At 61.0% G+C, this 16998-nt stretch carries 15 protein-coding genes; 8 read left to right on the forward strand and 7 right to left on the reverse strand.

Annotated features, from left to right (window positions below):
• Positions 1 to 173: 173 nt before the first annotated feature.
• Genes fruA through fruB form a run of 3 tightly spaced genes read right to left on the reverse strand, consistent with a single transcriptional unit; the run spans position 174 to position 4011 of the window.
• Positions 174 to 1910 (reverse strand): PTS fructose transporter subunit IIBC, encoded by a 1737-nt coding sequence (fruA, locus tag AAHA41_RS14560; RefSeq protein ID WP_323070666.1) that lies wholly within the window; start codon positions 1908 to 1910, stop codon positions 174 to 176.
• A complete protein-coding gene (gene pfkB, locus AAHA41_RS14565) occupies positions 1907 to 2896 on the reverse strand; it encodes a 1-phosphofructokinase (RefSeq protein ID WP_323070665.1) in 990 nt (329 codons plus the stop codon). The genes fruA and pfkB overlap by 4 nt, the downstream gene beginning before the upstream one ends.
• Positions 2896 to 4011, reverse strand: coding sequence for a fused PTS fructose transporter subunit IIA/HPr protein (gene fruB, locus AAHA41_RS14570; RefSeq protein WP_182925438.1), 1116 nt, complete (start codon positions 4009 to 4011; stop codon positions 2896 to 2898). The genes pfkB and fruB overlap by 1 nt, the downstream gene beginning before the upstream one ends.
• A gap of 307 nt (positions 4012 to 4318) precedes the next feature.
• On the opposite strand from fruB, the gene cra reads away from it, so the two are divergent.
• The 5 genes from cra to AAHA41_RS14595 all read left to right on the forward strand — a co-directional run bounded on the left by cra (position 4319) and on the right by AAHA41_RS14595 (position 9259).
• Positions 4319 to 5305 (forward strand): catabolite repressor/activator, encoded by a 987-nt coding sequence (gene cra / locus AAHA41_RS14575; RefSeq protein ID WP_323070664.1) that lies wholly within the window; start codon positions 4319 to 4321, stop codon positions 5303 to 5305.
• Between the two features lie 641 nt (positions 5306 to 5946).
• Complete coding sequence (locus AAHA41_RS14580; RefSeq protein ID WP_323070663.1) at positions 5947 to 7140, forward strand: aromatic amino acid transport family protein; 1194 nt, start codon at positions 5947 to 5949, stop codon at positions 7138 to 7140.
• Positions 7141 to 7310: 170 nt separating this feature from the next.
• Positions 7311 to 7976, forward strand: a complete 666-nt coding sequence (locus AAHA41_RS14585) for a hypothetical protein (protein WP_323070662.1) — start codon at positions 7311 to 7313, stop codon at positions 7974 to 7976.
• Positions 7977 to 8120: 144 nt separating this feature from the next.
• Positions 8121 to 8678 carry a hypothetical protein gene (locus AAHA41_RS14590; protein ID WP_255933631.1) on the forward strand — a complete coding sequence of 186 codons (558 nt, stop codon included), beginning with the start codon at positions 8121 to 8123 and terminating at the stop codon, positions 8676 to 8678.
• Positions 8679 to 8872: 194 nt separating this feature from the next.
• Entirely contained in the window at positions 8873 to 9259 is a 387-nt protein-coding gene (locus tag AAHA41_RS14595; RefSeq protein WP_208736430.1) for an MAPEG family protein, read from the forward strand.
• A gap of 113 nt (positions 9260 to 9372) precedes the next feature.
• Here the strand turns inward: AAHA41_RS14595 and AAHA41_RS14600 are convergent, their stop codons facing one another.
• Positions 9373 to 10776 carry a DEAD/DEAH box helicase gene (locus AAHA41_RS14600; RefSeq protein ID WP_323070661.1) on the reverse strand — a complete coding sequence of 468 codons (1404 nt, stop codon included), beginning with the start codon at positions 10774 to 10776 and terminating at the stop codon, positions 9373 to 9375.
• A 406-nt stretch (positions 10777 to 11182) separates the two neighbouring features.
• Here AAHA41_RS14600 and AAHA41_RS14605 point away from each other — a divergent pair, with 406 nt between their 5' ends.
• The gene (locus AAHA41_RS14605; protein WP_323070678.1) at positions 11183 to 11932 is read left to right on the forward strand and encodes a transporter substrate-binding domain-containing protein; all 750 of its coding nucleotides are present in this window, start codon (positions 11183 to 11185) and stop codon (positions 11930 to 11932) included.
• A 91-nt stretch (positions 11933 to 12023) separates the two neighbouring features.
• Here the strand turns inward: AAHA41_RS14605 and aroC are convergent, their stop codons facing one another.
• Together aroC and prmB are read right to left on the reverse strand one after the other, a co-directional pair.
• Positions 12024 to 13112, reverse strand: a complete 1089-nt coding sequence (gene aroC, locus AAHA41_RS14610) for a chorismate synthase (protein ID WP_181224134.1) — start codon at positions 13110 to 13112, stop codon at positions 12024 to 12026.
• 12 nt (positions 13113 to 13124) lie between these two features.
• Complete coding sequence (gene prmB / locus AAHA41_RS14615; protein ID WP_104015044.1) at positions 13125 to 14060, reverse strand: 50S ribosomal protein L3 N(5)-glutamine methyltransferase; 936 nt, start codon at positions 14058 to 14060, stop codon at positions 13125 to 13127.
• Positions 14061 to 14125: 65 nt separating this feature from the next.
• Between prmB and smrB the strand changes: the two genes are divergently transcribed.
• Together smrB and AAHA41_RS14625 are read left to right on the forward strand one after the other, a co-directional pair.
• Positions 14126 to 14650, forward strand: a complete 525-nt coding sequence (gene smrB / locus AAHA41_RS14620; protein WP_041207861.1) for an endonuclease SmrB — start codon at positions 14126 to 14128, stop codon at positions 14648 to 14650.
• Between the two features lie 57 nt (positions 14651 to 14707).
• A complete protein-coding gene (locus AAHA41_RS14625; RefSeq protein WP_323070660.1) occupies positions 14708 to 16003 on the forward strand; it encodes a diguanylate cyclase in 1296 nt (431 codons plus the stop codon).
• 361 nt (positions 16004 to 16364) lie between these two features.
• Here AAHA41_RS14625 and AAHA41_RS14630 read toward each other — a convergent pair whose 3' ends face one another.
• Positions 16365 to 16982 (reverse strand): histidine phosphatase family protein, encoded by a 618-nt coding sequence (locus AAHA41_RS14630; RefSeq protein ID WP_323070659.1) that lies wholly within the window; start codon positions 16980 to 16982, stop codon positions 16365 to 16367.
• Positions 16983 to 16998: the final 16 nt, after the last annotated feature.

A 16998-nucleotide genomic window follows, 5' to 3' on the forward strand; every position in this document is an offset into this window, starting at 1 on the left:
CTGCTCCTGGGTATCGGGTTATCGGCGGGCGCAGAGGCGCCCCAAGCACCTCACGCTAGAGGGTTAATCCATTAACCACAAGCAAAACAACGCCTGCATTTTTCCTGTATCCGGCAATAAAAAAGCGGCCCGCAGGCCGCTCTTGGTTATGACGTGTTGCCGGGTGGCAAGGCTTATGCCGTGGCCAGTTTGGCCTGCTCTTCACCGCGTTTGAGCATGGCGTAGGAGACACCGGTCAGCAGCGAGCCTGCGGCAATCGCCACGATATACATCATGACATTGCTGATGGCGTGCGGGATGAACAGCACGAACAGACCGCCGTGGGGGGCCATCAGCTCGCAGCCAAACAGCATGGAGAGCGCACCGGTCAGGGCGCCGCCCACCATGCAGGCCGGGATGACCCGCATCGGATCCTTGGCGGCAAACGGAATGGCCCCCTCGGAGATAAAGCACAGACCCAGCACGAAGGAGGCTTTGCCCGCTTCCTGCTCCGCCTTGATGAACTTGGTGCGGGCCAGGAAGGTGGCGATCCCCATCCCCAGTGCCGGCACCATGCCGGCGGCCATCACGGCTGCCATCGGGGCATAGGTTTTGGAGGCCAGCAGGCCGACACCGAAGGCGTAGGCAGCCTTGTTGACCGGGCCCCCCATGTCGAAGCACATCATGGCACCGATGATGACACCCAGCAGCACGGCGTTAGCAGAGCCCATGTTGTTGAGGAAGGTGGTCATGGCATTCATGATGCCGGCCACCGGGCCACCCACCACGTAGATCATCACCAGACCGGTAAAGAGGCTGGCAAAGAGCGGAATGATCAGGATGGGCTTGAGCGCTTCCAGGGTCACCGGCAGGCGCACCTTGTCACTCAGGTATTTGGCGCTGTAACCGGCCAGGAAACCGGCGACGATGCCGCCGAGGAAACCGGCGCCCAGCGAGCTTGCCAGCATGCCGCCGATCATGCCAGGAGCGAGACCCGGGCGGTCAGCGATGGAGTAGGCAATGTAACCGGCCAGCACCGGGATCATCAGGGCAAAGGCGGAGCCACCACCGATCTTCATCAGAGCGGCGGCCAGAGTGCCTTCCACCTTGAATGCCTCAATCCCGAACACGAACGAGAGCGCGATAATCAGGCCGCCCGCCACCACCATAGGCAGCATGAAGGAGACACCGGTCAACAGATGCTTGTAGGGGCCTGCCTTCTCTTCTTTCTTGGGCTGGCTGGCGCCACTGTGGCGATAGGTTTTCGCCTCGTTCCAAGCCTTGTCGAGTTCAGCACGGGTTTTCTTGAGCGCCGCACCGGTACTGGTGCGATAGACCGGCTTGCCGTCGAAACGGGCCATGTCCACCTCGATGTCGGTGGCGAGGAATACCAGATCGGCAGATGCAATCTCCTCGGCAGTCAGGGCGTTCTGGGCACCGACCGAGCCTTGGGTCTCGACGCGGATCTGATGACCCAGCTGTTTGGCCATGGTCTCCAGCGCTTCTGCCGACATAAAGGTGTGGGCCACCCCGGTCGGACATGCAGTCACCGCGACGATGCGCTTGCCAGCTGTGGCCGGTTTGGCGGCAGCATTGGCAACGGCGGAGGCGGCTTGATGGCGATAGACGCTGGCGCCGCTAGTGGCTGCTTCCAGCAAAGCGGCCGGATCCTGCAGGGCGAGATCCATGCTCCCCTGATAGACCCGCTTGCCATCATAGGCGGCGAGATCCACCGGAGCGCTGGCGACGACCAGTACCAGATCAGCGGCGGCAATCTGCTCTTTTGAGGGGATCTGGCGCGGTTGCACGCTGGAGCCGACGTCAAGGGTGAGTTCCCAGCCAGCCTGTTTGGCCTGCTGTTCTATCCGTTTTGCAGCGAGAAAGCTGGTGGCAATGCCCGCCGGGCAAGCCGTAACCAAGATTGCTTTCATTGGGCATCTCCTGAGTTTTCCATTGAGGGGGTATGGCATTGAACCGGTGCCAGCGCATCCAGACACTCTACGCGCACCTGTTCAAGCAAGGGGTTGAGCACATTAATATCGTCAAAGCCGACCGCGACCTGACTGACCGCCAAGGCCGAGACGGCGGTGGCCAGCCGCAGGGTCTGCTCCGGCGCCCAGCCAAGGCTCAGACCATAGGCGAGACCGGCTACCAGCGAATCGCCGGCACCCACGGTGCTGACCACCTGCATCCGCGGCGGAATGGCTTGCCAGACGGCATCCGGGGCAAACCAGATGAGGCCATCGGCGCCGTTGGAGATCACCACGTTGGGGATCCCGCTGGCTTGAAGCGCGCGGGCACACTCGGCCTGCTCGCTCAGGGTCTTGACGGGGCGGCCCGCCCACTGGCCGAGCTCCTCCAGATTGGGTTTGACCAGGGTCGGTACCGCCTTGATCCCTTCGCTTAAGGCCGCGCCGCTGCAATCGAAGATCACCTGCTTGCCCTTGGCCTTGAGCAGGCGGATCAGATGGGCGCAGTAATCGGGGGCCACCCCTTTGGGCAGGCTGCCCGCCAGCACGAACCACTCAGCATGCGCAGCCAATTGGTCGATGGCCTGCTCCAGCGCACTCACTTCCCCTTGCTGGATGGTGAGCCCCGGCAGGTTGAGATCGGTGACCCGACCGGATTGCTCGGAGATCTTGACGTTGATGCGGGTGCTGCCCGCGACACGGACAAAGTGATCATCCAGCGCTCGCTCTGCAAACAGGGAGACAAAGCTCTGTTCATTGTCAGCGCCCAGCCAGCCGGTCACGCCCACCTCACGGCCCAAGTCTTTGAGCACCATGGCGACGTTGATCCCCTTGCCCGCCGCGCGCAGGTTGGCCTCACTCACCAGATTCACCTCGCCAAGGCTCATCGCCTCGAGACGGGTGGTGAGATCAAGGGCGGGATTGAGGGTAATGGTGACAATCTTCATCAATGCGCCCCCTCGCCCAGACCAGCGGCGATCGCCTCACCGATCCCCTTGAGGGCTGCTTCGGCATCTGCCCCTTCGGCGCGAAATGCCAGCCGGTGCCCGCACTTGACCCCAAGGCCGATCACCTTCATCAGGCTCTTGGCGGAGACCGCCTCGCCGCTGCCATCCAGATTGGCAACCCGGATGTCGGATGCAAACTCTTTGGCCACCTTGACCAGCATGGCACCGGGACGAGCGTGCAGGCCGTGGGGGTTGATGATGGTAAAGGTTTCGGAAAGACCGCTCGCGGGGCCCGCTTGCAACATGGCCAGTCCCTCGCCGCCCGCCAGCGTCGCCAGCTGACCGGCGGCCGCCAGTTTGGCCAGATTCTCCAGTTGCGGCAGATGGCCGCTATCTGCGGCGCACAGCAGCAGCATGGCGCTGACCGGCAGCTCCCCTGCGCGAAGTTCGCTGCTCGGGGTGGCCAGTACCCAGCCGGTCTGGGCCGATGCTGTTTGCTGAACATTGGCGCGGGCCAGCCAGATGCCCTCGCCCAGATAGGCCGGTTCGCTTGCCAGCAGCGCACTTACCATGGCGGCATCGCCCCAACCGGCGGATTTGGCGCGGGCGGCCGCCCCCAGCAACAGCTGGTCGCGATCATCGGCCGGGAAGTCGGCCAGGGTCAGGTATTGCACCTCTTTGGCGGCAGTGGCGCCGGTCAGGATATTGATGATGGTGTCGGCATCGGTGGCCTCTTTGAGCTGGGCTGCCGCCTGCTCATCACCCAGCACATGGGTGAGCTGGCGCAAAATGCCCAGATGCTCGTCTGATTTGGCGGCGATACCGATGGCGACGTAGGCGATCTGCCCCTCGTCCCACTCGATGCCGTTGGGGAACTGAGCCACCATGACGCCGGTGCTCTTCACCAGATGCCGGGTGTCGGTGGTGCCGTGGGGAATGGCGATGCCGCTGCCAAGGTAGGTGGCATGTTGCGCTTCACGGGCCAGCATGCCATCGACATAGCCCGCCTCCACCAGACCGGCCTCGGTCAGTTTGCCTGCCAACAGGGCAATCGCCTCGGCCTTGGTCGCCACCGACTGCCCCAGCAAGATCTGCTCTCGCACCAACTTCAACATAGCCACTCTCCATCAGATCCCGGCATCGCCGGGTCAACACAATTGAACATTCGGTTTGCCTGCCAGCTGACGATAGTCGGGATACCTCGAAATGTGATCCTGACCGGGTTTTACCACCCTGCTCTGCATTTCTGCGAAGCGGTGCTGCTGACAAGCTGAATCGTTTCACTTACACTCAGACTGAATCGTTTCAGCGAATTGATCAAGTACCCACAAAGAGCGGTTTTCAATGATATGATCCCGCGCACACTTTTCGGCGCCCTTACCAGGCAGTGCCCGTGGGCCTAGCAACTCAAACAGAGCCAATATGATGAAACTGGATGAAATCGCCGCCCTCGCCGGTGTCTCGCGCACCACGGCCAGCTATGTGATCAACGGCAAGGCCGACCAATACCGCATCAGTCAGGCCACCCGCGACAAGGTGATGGCCGTCGTCACCGCCCACAACTACCAACCGGACAGCCGCGCCGCCTCCCTGCGCGGCGGCCAGACCAAAACCCTCGGCTTTATCCTGCCCGACCTTGAGAACGCCAGTTACGCCAAGCTGGCCAAACGGCTGGAACAGGGGGCGCGGGCACAGGGCTATCAGCTGCTCATCGTCTGCTCGGAGGATGATCCTGCCACCGAAAAAGAGTTGGCCCAGATGCTGGTGAGCCGCCATGTGGATGCCCTGCTGGTGGCCAGCTGCCTGCCGCCGGATGATCCCTTCTATGGCAACCAGCAGGCACAAGGGGTGCAGATCCTCGCCATCGACCGGAGCATGACGGCCGATCGCTTCGTCACCGTCGCCAGTGAAAATGAGAAGGCGAGCCATGACCTCACCGCCTCCCTGCTCACCCCGGCCATCCGCCATATCGCTTTGATCACCGCACTGCCGGAACTCACGATCAGTCAGGAACGAAAAGCAGGCTTCGAGCAGGCCATCGCCAGCCACAGTGCGACCTGCCACCTCTGTGAAGGGGCCCACTTCTCGCGCACCGAGGGGTATCGCCTGATCAAACTTCTGCACCAGCAGCTGGGCCAGCTGCCCGAAGCGCTGATCACCACCTCCTACATCCTGATGGAGGGGGTACTGGACTATCTGCTGGAACAAGAGACCGATATGAGCCAGCTCGCCATGGCCACCTTCGGCGACGATCGGCTGCTCGACTTCCTCCCCTTTGGCATCAACTCCCTGCCCCAGCAGCACGACGCGCTGGCGAGCCAGGCGCTGGAGCTGGCGCTCAAGGCGGTCAATGGCGATTACCAGAGCGGGCTGCACTATGTAAGCCGCACCCTCAAGCGCCGCCGCTAAGCCGCCTGCGGCAACCGCTCACAACCGCACAGGCTGCCCTGCCGGTACAAACTGCCGGAATGGGCAGCCAGAACTGACAGCCTGTGCGGCTGCTCTTCTCAACGCCCATCTTTGCACGCGTCTGTTTGACCGGCGGAAGATCGGCCAACCGGACGACAAGGCTTCCCCCCTGCTCAGGGCCCGTTTATCGCCCCATCGGCTCGCTATAAATTCAATTTATGGCTTTTGGCCATATGACCCTATTTTTACTTATACCGAACCATTCGGGCCGCTAGCGCCCTGTTTTGCCCTCTGTCGCCCCTTCCAAGCGCCTGTAACAACCCCCTCCGATCCCGAGGGCTGGTTCAAGCGGACTGGCATCGCCCCCTCAAGGCGCACATTTTTTCGGCGCTTAGCATCAAGTGTCATTTTTTATTTCCACTTAAATGCCTTTCACAGCACAAGATCCACTTTTTAGGGGTTGTCTCCGCTATTTCGATCCGTTAACGTGGCAACCATCTTTTACAACCGACAGGTTTCAGGTACAGATGTTTCCACGCCGATATTGCTAGCCTCCGGCTTTTCCCCCGGAGGCACCTCCCGACACAGCCAACTGGCTCTCTCTTGTTTGCAACATCTCCGCTCACTTTCGGATGGATAACATGAACACCAAGACTCTGGGTTGTACCCTGTTGATTGCCGGCACCACCATAGGCGCCGGTATGCTGGCCCTGCCGCTGGCCTCCTCTTCCCTCGGCGGCCCCGCCACCCTGCTGCTGATGATTGGCCTGTGGGCCCTGATGGCCTTTACCGCCATGCTGCAGGTGGAGGCCAGCCTCAATACCGGCAAGTGGTACCTGCACCAGCTGGCGGATCACCTGCTCGGCCCCTGGGGCAAGCGCATCGCCTCCTTCTGTATCCTGATGCTGTTCTACGCCCTCGCCTCCGCCTACATCAGCGGTGGCAGCAGCCTGCTGGCACAGGCGCTGGCCGATGCCGGCCTCACCCTGAGCCAGGAGCAGGCCGCCTGGGCCTTTACCCTGCTGTTTGGCGGCATGGTCTGTGTCGGCACCCGCTCGGTGGATTACCTCAACCGGCTGATGTTCACCGTCAAGCTGGTGATCATGGTGGGCGTGCTGGCGCTGCTGCTGCCGCGCGCCCAGGGCGAACACCTGCTCGCCATGCCGCTCGGGGAAGGGCTGCTGCTGGCGGGCCTGCCGGTGATCTTCACCTCGTTCGGCTTTCACGGTTCGATCCCGAGCGTGATGCTCTACCTCGGCGATTGCCCCAAGCAACTGCGCCGGGTCTTTGTCTGGGGCTCCGCCCTGCCGCTGATCCTCTACGTGCTGTGGCAGGTGGCCATTCTGGGGCTGCTCGGCCAATCCTCCCTGCTGGCCAATGGCGGCGCGCTCGACAGCCTGCTCGCCAGCGTCGGCAAGCTGGTGAGCTGGCCCGCCTTCAATCAGGCCATGCACCTGTTTGCCGATCTGGCGCTCGCCACCTCCTTCCTCGGGGTGACGCTGGGACTGTTCGACTTTATGGCCAAGGTGACCCGCCGCAAGGATAACTGGCAGGGCCGCAGCCAGACCGGCCTCATCACCTTTGTGCCGCCGCTGCTGTTTGCCCTCTACTTCCCGCAGGGCTTTATCATGGCCCTCGGCTACGCCGCCATTGCGCTGGCCATCCTCGCGGTACTGCTGCCGGTAGCGCTGGTATGGCAGAGCCGCAAACAGGCCCCCGCCCACCACTACCGCGCCCCGGGTGGCGTGGTAGCGCTGGGAGTGGCTGGCGCCATGGGTGTGCTGATTGTCGGCGTCCAGATCAGCGTTAGCATGGGACTGCTGCCCGCGCTGTAATCCCCGATACGGAATGCCCCAAATAAAAAAGCCCCGCCAATCTGATTGGCGGGGCTTTGTTTTATCACCACGACACATACCGCTGCTCTGCCCATTCCCGCCTCGCACCTGCGGGATGGAGAACCTTTCAACTACGCTTTTTCCATACGCAATGGAGTGGGGAGCAAGGTATGAAGTGGGCTGGCTGGTTTCTGCTGTGCTGTCTGAACCCGATTGCCCAGGGCGCGCCCCTGTCGCTGGCGGCGCCCGTGGAATATATCCCCCTGCTGCGCCCCTTCTATGAGGAGTGGTTTGGCAAGGCCAAAGTCGATTTCACCTTTATCCCCTGCACCCTCGCCCGCTGCCGCAAACTGGTTGACTCCGATAGCACCATCGATGGCGATATCGCCCGGATCAAGGGCTTTGAGCAGACCCACCCGCAGATGCTCCCGGTCGGTACGGCGATTGGCGAAATCACCATCTATGCCCAGAGCAAGCAGGACGCCAGCTGGCCCCCCGCCAGTCAGGAGCGGGTTGGCTGCCTGCGCGGCATTCAGTGGTGTAGCCGCTATCTCGACAGTCGGCGTATCGTCTGGTTCAACGATGAGAAGCAGGGTCTTGCCCTGCTCCAGCGCGGCAGAACCGACTGGGTGATCCGGCTGCTGCCCACCAATCAATCCCCCCTTGCCGCGCCATGGAAACGGGTCTCCGATATCGAGGTCTATCTCTACCTCAACAAGAGCCGCCAGGCCGATATCGCCGCCCTTGTCCAATCCCAGCAGCAGCTGATAGCGAGCGGCCGCTGGCAGCAAATGCAGGAGCGCTACTTCTCGGCCCTGCTGACCCCCGTCCGCTGATCAGGGCACCACCGAACAAACCGCCAAGAACCGTGTTTTATACAATCTTTTTTGCCACCAAAACCTGAACGAACAGTTCAAAACCCGTTCATGCCCGCTCGCTACACTGCCCCCTCGTTTATCGCTTTCAGGAGTTTGAAAACAATGATGTTGCATCTCACGAAGAGTTCCCTTGCCCTTGTTCTGCTGGCAGCCAGCGGCGCCCTCAGCGCGGCTGAAATCACCAACAACAATATCACCGAGGCCGACATCAAGGCGGCGCAGGATGCCTGGGGCGCGGCGCTCATCAAGATCAGCGATGACTATCGGGCCGGCGGCATTGAGCGCGCCAAAGCCACCGCCGAGGCGGTACTCGACAGCGCTTATGGCTACCAGCAGGGGCCGGTGCTGTTCAAACCCACCCTAGCCGGTGGCGAGCAGACCTTTCGCACCACCCGCGAGGGGGCGCTGGCCTATTTTGTCGGCAACAACAGCGCCTATCCGGCAGACACCGGCTTTGCTCTGAAAAACTGGCAGAGCTACCGCTATGACAATGCCGCCGTCTATATCAACGGCAACATGGCGCTGACCATGGGCAAGGTGCATCTGGTGGATCGCGACAACAAGGAGACCACAGTCGACAAGAGCTGGGGTTTCAAGAAGGGGGATGATGGCAAGGTACGCATCGTGCTGCACCACTCCTCTCTCCCTTACGGCGCCTGACTGGCTAAGTGCAGCTGACAGAGCACGCAACCTAAAACCAGACAACAAGCCCTGCCAGACTGGCGGGGCTTTTCTTTATCTGGCAAGGGCGCTCAGGACGCCATGGCCGAGCTCTCTTTACTGCTACCCTCAAGGGCAAACCATTGAGCGCACAACAGATCCATGCTTATCCATTACCTCGGGAGCCCTACACCATGACCATACTGCCCATCTATGCGGCCCTCCTTGCCCTGCTCTTTGTCCTGCTCAGCGTGCGCACCATTCGCACCCGTCACCGCCAGAAAGTGGCGCTCGGCCATGGCGATGATCCCGCCATGCTGCGGGCCATGCGGGTACACGCCAACTTTGCCGAGTATGTTCCCCTCGCCCTGCTGCTCATCTATTTCGTCGAAACCGGCAGCCATGCCCCCTGGCTGGTTCATCTGCTGGGGAGTGCCTTGCTGCTTGGTCGCCTCTGTCACGCCTTCGGCATGAGCCGCACACCGGAGAATTTTCGCTATCGGGTGGTGGGAATGGGGCTGACCTTCACCGTCATTTTGCTGAGTGCGGCCTGTCTCCTGCTCACCGCCCTGCTCTCCTGACCAGAACAGGTCAATCAAACGCGGATCTGCAGAAGCAGAAATAGAAAAGCCCTGCCGATATGGCAGGGCTTTTCGTTTAACCGTTCAGAGCTGGAGAGTGGCTCTCCTTGCCCTTACTGGTTGTGGCTGGCGCGACGGGGACGACGGGCCTGAGCCGGCTTGGCGGCGCCATCAGCCGGACGCTGACCACCCTGGGGTTTGGGCTTGCCGCCGTTGCCGGAGCGGTTAGCGCCACCGTTGTTGCCGTTGTTGCCGGAGCGAGCGGCACCCTGACGCTGGCCTTGACCTTGCGGACGCGGCGCACGGCGCTGCTCGCTCGGATCACGGGGCTCTTTGCGCAGCGGCGCGCCGATACCACGGGCGATGTTGTCGAGGGTCTCACGGGACGCTTCAAAGCCGGGCACCTGCTCGCAGGGGATGTTCTGCTTGGTCAGACGCTCGATGGCCTTGATCAGTTTCCCTTCATCGGCCGCAACTAGGGAGATGGCGTGACCGGCAGCGCCGGCACGACCGGTACGACCGATACGGTGCACGTAATCTTCCGCCACGTTCGGCAGCTCGAAGTTCACTACCTGCGGCAGCTTGTCGATATCGAGGCCACGAGCCGCGATGTCGGTCGCCACCATCACACGCACGCTGCCATCCTTAAAGCCGGCCAGTGCGCGGGTACGGGCACCCTGGCTCTTGTTGCCGTGAATGGCGGCGGCACTGATGCCATCTTTTTCAAGCTTCTCGGCAACGCGGTTGGCGATGTGTTTGGTACGGGTAAAGACCAGCACCTGCTGCCAGTTGTTGCTGGAGATCAGGTGGCTCAGCAGGGCAATCTTGTTGGCCTTGTCACACGGGTGCACCAGCTGCTCGATACGCTCGGCGGTGCTGTTGCGCGGGGCGACTTCGATCACTGCCGGGTTGTCCAGCAAGCCAGTGGCCAGCTCGCGAATTTCATCGGCGAAGGTGGCGGAGAAGAGCAGGTTCTGGCGCTTCTTCGGCAGCAGGGTCAGGATGCGGCGGATGTCGCGGATAAAGCCCATGTCGAGCATGCGATCCGCTTCGTCCAGTACCAGGATCTCCACCTCGTCAAACTTGACGGCATTCTGGTTGTAGAGATCGATCAGACGGCCCGGACAGGCCACCAGCACGTCCAGACCACGGCGGGTCGCCATCATCTGCGGGTTGATGCTCACGCCGCCAAATACCACGTGGCTGCGCAGGGGCAGATGCTTGCCGTAGTTGCGCACGCTCTCGCCCACCTGGGCGGCCAGCTCGCGCGTCGGGGTCAGTACCAGCGCACGGACGCGGTTCGGAGAGACCTTGCGTTTGCTCTCCATCAGACGTTGCAGCATCGGCAGGGTAAAGCCTGCGGTCTTGCCGGTCCCTGTTTGGGCCGCCGCCATCAGATCGCGGCCAGCCAGAACGGCGGGGATCGCTTGCTGCTGAATGGGAGACGGGGTGTCGTAGCCTTGTTCGGCAACGGCACGCAACAAGGGTTCGGCCAGACCGAGGGAAGTAAAACTCATAGTTACCTGCTAGGGATAGGGGCGCCGACAATCCGGGATGGGGCTCCTCTGCTGAGCCGATGCCATCTCGCCAGACTCGGGCCTGTTGAGAACACAACGATTTCCCCGGGGAGCAGAGCAAAGGGGAAAGAATAGGGGCGCAGTCTAGCGGAGTTATTGAGGAGAAACGAGAAAAATGTGATGTTCCTCCCAGCACGAGGAGAAAATCCCGCCTTCCCTGCCCCAATTGCTCCCGTGTATCCGATCTTTTACTACTGCCCTATTAACATCAGACACAATAAAAACACTCTGTTGTCAGCAAGGCACGGAGATCAAAAAGATCAGGGATGATGAGGTTTATATGAAGAGGCAATCAGGCTTTCCCATCAGATGGCCACTCTGGCTTGCCCTGCTGCTGTTGTGGGCGATGCCGGCACAAGCCGACAAGCAGGTTTTCACCGTGGCCTGGAGCCACTGGCCCCCCTTCAGTCAGCTCAACAATAAAGGGGAACTGGCAGGGCTCGATATCAGCCTGACCCGCCAGATCCTCACCAAGGCGGGTTTCACCCCCAAATTTCGTGAAATTCCCTGGGCCCGGGCACTCCATCTGGTAGAGCATGGCCAGCTGGATGTGGCGATGGGCGCGCTGGCGCTGCCGGAGCGCGAGCAATACGCCCGCTTCTCCGCCCCCTATCGCCACAGCGCCTACGTGCTGCTCAGCAACGATCCCATTCCCGGCCAGCAGGATCGCTGGGCCGGTTACCCGACCCTCTCTGCGCTGTGCAACGCCAAGGGGCTCAAGATCGGCAAGCTGCGCGGCACCCGCCCGATGCAGCAGTTGGAAAACTGCCCGGCACTCAAGGAGGTAACCGAGTACAACGCCGACGACCGGCTGATCGATCTGCTGCTCGCCCGCCGCCTCGACGGTGTCATCATGGAGTGGCAATACGCCCGTTATCGCCTCGATCAGCTCGGCGCCACCGGCTTTATCAGCTGCCAGTTGCTGCTCCACCACCAGCCGGTCAGCCTGATGTTTGCCAAAGAGAGCATCAGCGATGAGCAGCTCGTCAGCATCGACAAGGCGATCGCTACCCTGCCCAAAACCGATCGCAACTTTCCGCCCCCCACATGCCGCCTGAGCGCAGCCCCCGCTGGCGATGAACCCCCGCTGCATTAACCCGAACAGACAAAACAAAAAGGCGACCCAAAGGTCGCCTTTTTCATGCTGGCCAATCAAGCGTTGATCAGCCAGTTGGTCGTTATGCCGATCAGCGCAGCTGCGGGGTATGGGTCAATACCCCCTGATTCTGGGCGCGGTGACGCAGCAGATGATCCATCAGCACCAGCGCCAGCATCGCCTCGGCGATGGGCACGGCGCGGATGCCGACGCAAGGATCGTGGCGCCCCTTGGTGATCATCTCGGTAGCCTCACCCTCGGTGGTGATGGTCTTGCCCGGTACCGTGATGCTGGAGGTAGGCTTTAAGCCTAAGCTCACCACGATATCCTGACCGGATGAGATGCCGCCCAGAATGCCGCCCGCATGGTTGCTGGCAAACCCGGCCGGGGTCATCTCGTCACGGTGCTCGGAGCCTTTTTGCTCCACCACCGCAAAGCCGTCACCGATCTCCACCCCTTTCACCGCATTGATGCCCATCATAGCGTGGGCGATGTCGGCATCGAGGCGGTCAAACACCGGCTCACCGAGGCCCACCGGCACATTGCGCGCGATGACCTGCACCTTGGCGCCAATACTGTTGCCCTCTTTCTTCAGGTCACGCATGTATTGATCGAGCGCTTCCAGCTTGCCCGCATCGGGGAAGAAGAAGGGATTCTGCTCGATCTGCGCGGCATCAAACGCCTCGGCCTTGATAGGGCCAAGCTGGGAGAGAAAACCGGTGATCTCGATACCGTGCACTTGTTTGAGGTACTTCTTGGCAATGGCTCCCGCCGCTACCCGCATCGCGGTTTCGCGGGCGGAGGAGCGACCGCCGCCACGATAGTCGCGCTGACCATACTTCTGGTGGTAGGTGTAGTCAGCATGGCCCGGGCGGAACAGATCCTTGATATCGGAGTAGTCCTTGGAGCGCTGATCGGTGTTCTCGATCAAGAGCCCGATGGACGTACCGGTGGTCCTCCCCTCAAACACCCCGGAGAGGATCTTCACCTCGTCCGGTTCGCGGCGTGGCGTGGTGTAGCGGGAGGTGCCGGGCTTGCGCCGATCGAGATCTCCCTGCAGATCCGCTTCGCTGATCTCCAGCCCCGGCGGGCAGCCATCGACCACGGCGCCCAGCGCCAGACCGTGGCTCTCGCCGAAGGTGGTTACCCGAAAGAGTTGGCCAAAACTGTTCCCTGCCATAGGCGCTCCTGCTTAGTTCTTGTAGATGGCAAAATGATCCTGATACTGCACCAGCTCGTCACGCGTCATCACGAACACGCCGTGGCCGCCGTTCTCGAACTCTACCCAGGTAAAGGGGATCTCGGGGAACTGGGATTCCAGATGGATCATGCTGTTGCCCACCTCGACCACCAGCACGCCATCATCCTTGAGGAAGTCGGCAGCATTGGCCAGCAGGCGCTTGGTGAGCTTGAGACCATCGCTGCCGGAGGCGAGCGCCAGCTCCGGCTCGTGACGGAACTCGTCCGGCAGATCCGACATATCTTCGGAATCCACGTAGGGCGGGTTGGAGACGATGAGATCGTACTTGTCGCCCGCCGGCAGATCGCGGAACAGATCGGAGCGGATCGGGATAACCTGCTGCTCCAGCCCGTGATCGTTGATGTTGCGCTCGGCCACATTCAGGGCATCGACGCTGATGTCGATGGCGTCAACTTCGGCGTCCGGGAACTCGTGAGCCATGATGATGGCGATGCAACCGGAGCCGGTGCAAAGATCCATGATCCGGGTCGGCTCCTGCTTGAGGAACGGTGCAAAGCGGTTGGCCACCATCTCGGCGATGGGAGAACGGGGAATGAGTACCCGCTCGTCAACGTAGAACTCCCAACCGGCATACCAGGCCTTGTTGGTGAGATAGGGCGCGGGAACACGCTCCTGCACGCGGCGCACGATCAGTTCGGCAATCCGGTGACGCTCGCTGCTGGTGAGACGGGAGTGGCGCATCGCCGGATCCACGTCCGGCGGCAGATGCAACGCGGGCAGTACCAGCTGCACAGCCTCATCCCAGGCGTTGTCGGTACCATGTCCGTAGAAGATACCGGCGTCGTTGAAACGACTCATGGCCCAGCGCAACATGTCCTGGATGGTGTGCATCTCGGCAACCACCTCATCGATAAATATCTTGTCCAAATCCACCTCCAAGTCGAGTAATATCCGGCCCGAGAATTTTATACAGCGAGCAAGACGAGTACCTGATGAAAAAAACGCCCTCACCGACAGACGAGGAAACCCAGCTGTTCCGCGATGCGATAAAAGGTACCCGGAAAATCAAGCAAGATACCATAAGGGCCGAGTTACGCCCGGTCAAGCAGAAACGCGAAATGCGCGAAAGCCGCGAATCCCTTGGGGTTGACCACTATTTCAGCGATGAGTATCAGCCCCATCTCGAGGACGATGGCCCGACCCGTTACGTGCGCGAAGATGTGTCGAAATTCGAGCTGAAAAAGCTCAAGCGGGGCAGTTATCCGCCGGAGATCTACCTCGATCTGCACGGCATGAACCAGCATCAGGCCAAACAGGAGCTGGCCGCCCTGCTCACCCTCTGCCAGAAAGAGAACATTCACGTCGCCTCGGTGATGCACGGCATCGGCAAACATATCCTCAAACAGCGCATTCCGAGCTGGCTGGCCCAGCACCCCAACGTGCGTGCCTTCCATCAGGCACCACGTGAATGGGGCGGCGACAGCGCCATTCTGGTCTTGCTGGATATCGAGGAGTAGCTCGTAAAATCGGCAACCTATACTGAATATCAATACGTTATTGACAGTGGAGGTTGCATGTTTACACGAGGCTCCCATGCCGACATCAAGTCATCCCTCGACGCCATCGGTGCCGCCGTGGCGGTATTCAGCCTCGACAAGGATGACCACTTTGTTCTGGTATCAGCCAACGACACCTTCGCCAAGGCCTTCGAGATCGAGGTGCTTGGCTGCATTGGCAAACAGCTCAACGAAATGTTTCCCCGCTACATCACCAGCAGCATCGAGCAGCCGATGCACGAGTGCGTGAGTCAGCAGACCGGGGTAGAGAGCGAACTGCCCATCGATAGCCTGTCCCGCACCAGCTGGTGGCGCTTTGTCCTCTCCCCCATCATTCCCGAACAGGCACGGATCAACCGGATCATCGTCACCGCCATCGACATCACCGCCAAGAAGCAGCTGGAAGATGCGCTCACCACCAGTCGCCGCCGCTTTGAAGCGGTCGTCAACTCCGCCTATGACGGCATCATCAGCGTCAGCAGCGAATCGCGGATCGAACTTATCAATACCGCCGCCTGCGAGATGTTCGGCATCGACGAGAGCTATCTTGGCAAACGGCTGGAGACCCTGCTGCCGCAACGGTTTCGCGCCAATCACGACAGTTACTTCAAGGCGTTCAGCAACTCCCCCATCAATTCACGCCCGATGCATGCCCGCGCCTCCGTGGTAGGGCTGCGCCGCGATGGCAGCGAATTTCCGCTGGAGGTAACCATCGCCAAGATCAATATGGGTCAGACCACCGAGATGACCGCCATCCTGCGCGACATCTCCGAACGGGCGCGGCTGGTGGAAGAGCTGAAGGTCGCCGCCACCACGGATCCCCTGACTGGTATTGCCAACCGGCGCCGTTTCGATGAGCTGGTCAACGCCGAGATGCAGCGCTGCCAGCGCTTTGGTCACACCATGAGCCTGCTGCTGATCGACATCGATCACTTCAAGGAGGTCAACGACAACTTTGGCCACCAGCAGGGGGATCAGGCGATCCTGAGTCTGGTCAACCGGATCGGCAAACAGCTGCGCGAGGTGGACATGCTGGGACGCTGGGGCGGCGAGGAGTTTATCGTGCTGCTGCCGGAGACCTCGCTGGAGCTGGCCTGGGCCAGCGCCGAGCGGATCAGACTGGCGGTGGAGTCGGCCCGCCATGCGCTATCCGGGGCGCTTGAGGTCTCACTCACCATCAGCATCGGGATCAGCGCCAGCAAAGGCCCCCTCGACAGCGTGGAGAAGATGGTCAGACGGGCCGACACCGCCCTCTATATGGCCAAGAAACAGGGGCGCAACTGCTGTCGCAAGGAGGAGCCGGAGCCGACCTGATGGCTCGGCCCCTCCTTCGGTCACGGCGGCTTGCCCCTCGGCCAGCCACAAAGAACCATTCATTCGTTATCGCAACCAGTTCGGAGCCACGCCACCTTGAGTGGCGTGATGCTTTTTACCCGCCCCCATACATAGATTGTTTCACTGGCGTAACAGAGTTAACCATCGCTTTTGCACAGATGAAATAATGGAGCTCGGCCACCGCGGCAGGTCTCTTATTGCGACAGCGCTTTGCCGCGACATTGCCCCCCTCCGATCACCCTCAGATAGCGGTCAAGCAGACTCCGAATGACCAGCAAACACGATGCAAAGTGAGCACAACCGGATTAAGGATGATCGGGAGTCACAAAGGTCGTTTCACTCATAGTCCACCGGTTGAGGGTGGTCGGCAAAATGGCAGAGGTTTATCCGGTGTCAAAGGTACCGGAAAATGCACCGTCAGCATGCCGCCGTTGGCCAACTGCCAATCGAAAAAGTCATCAAATCCGGCACTTGTCACGGCACGGATCACCTTGGCGACGACCCCATGTGCAACCAGCAGCACCCGCTCCCCTTGCGCGTTCGAGGTCAGTTCGAGCAGCCCTTGCGACACTCGGGCAACTACCTCATCCAGCGTTTCACCACCGGGTGGTGCCTCTGCCCAACGCCGGGTAATATTGCGCGCCCACAGCTCGGGATAACGCGATTTCGCCTCTGCCTGTGTCACCCCCTCAAACAGGCCGACATGCCGCTCACGAAAGGCTGGCGCAAGCTCCACTGGCAAATCCAACTGGCGAGCGAAGATCGCAGCACTCTCTCTGGTTCGCAGCAGCGGCGAAGCCAGCAGCCGATCGAACGGGGCCTGAGTGGCCGCTATCTCGTCAGCCAATCGGGCAATGTGCCTCTGGCCACTCTCATTAAGCCCGATATCCAGCGCGCCCTGATACCGTCCTTCCGCATTGGCTTGCGTCTCGCCATGGCGGATAACAACCAGCTCCATACCAACCTCCTTTGTT

The sequence above is a fragment of the Aeromonas sp. SER genome, assembly GCF_038739615.1.
GTDB classification, from domain to species: Bacteria; Pseudomonadota; Gammaproteobacteria; order Enterobacterales; family Aeromonadaceae; genus Aeromonas; species Aeromonas jandaei.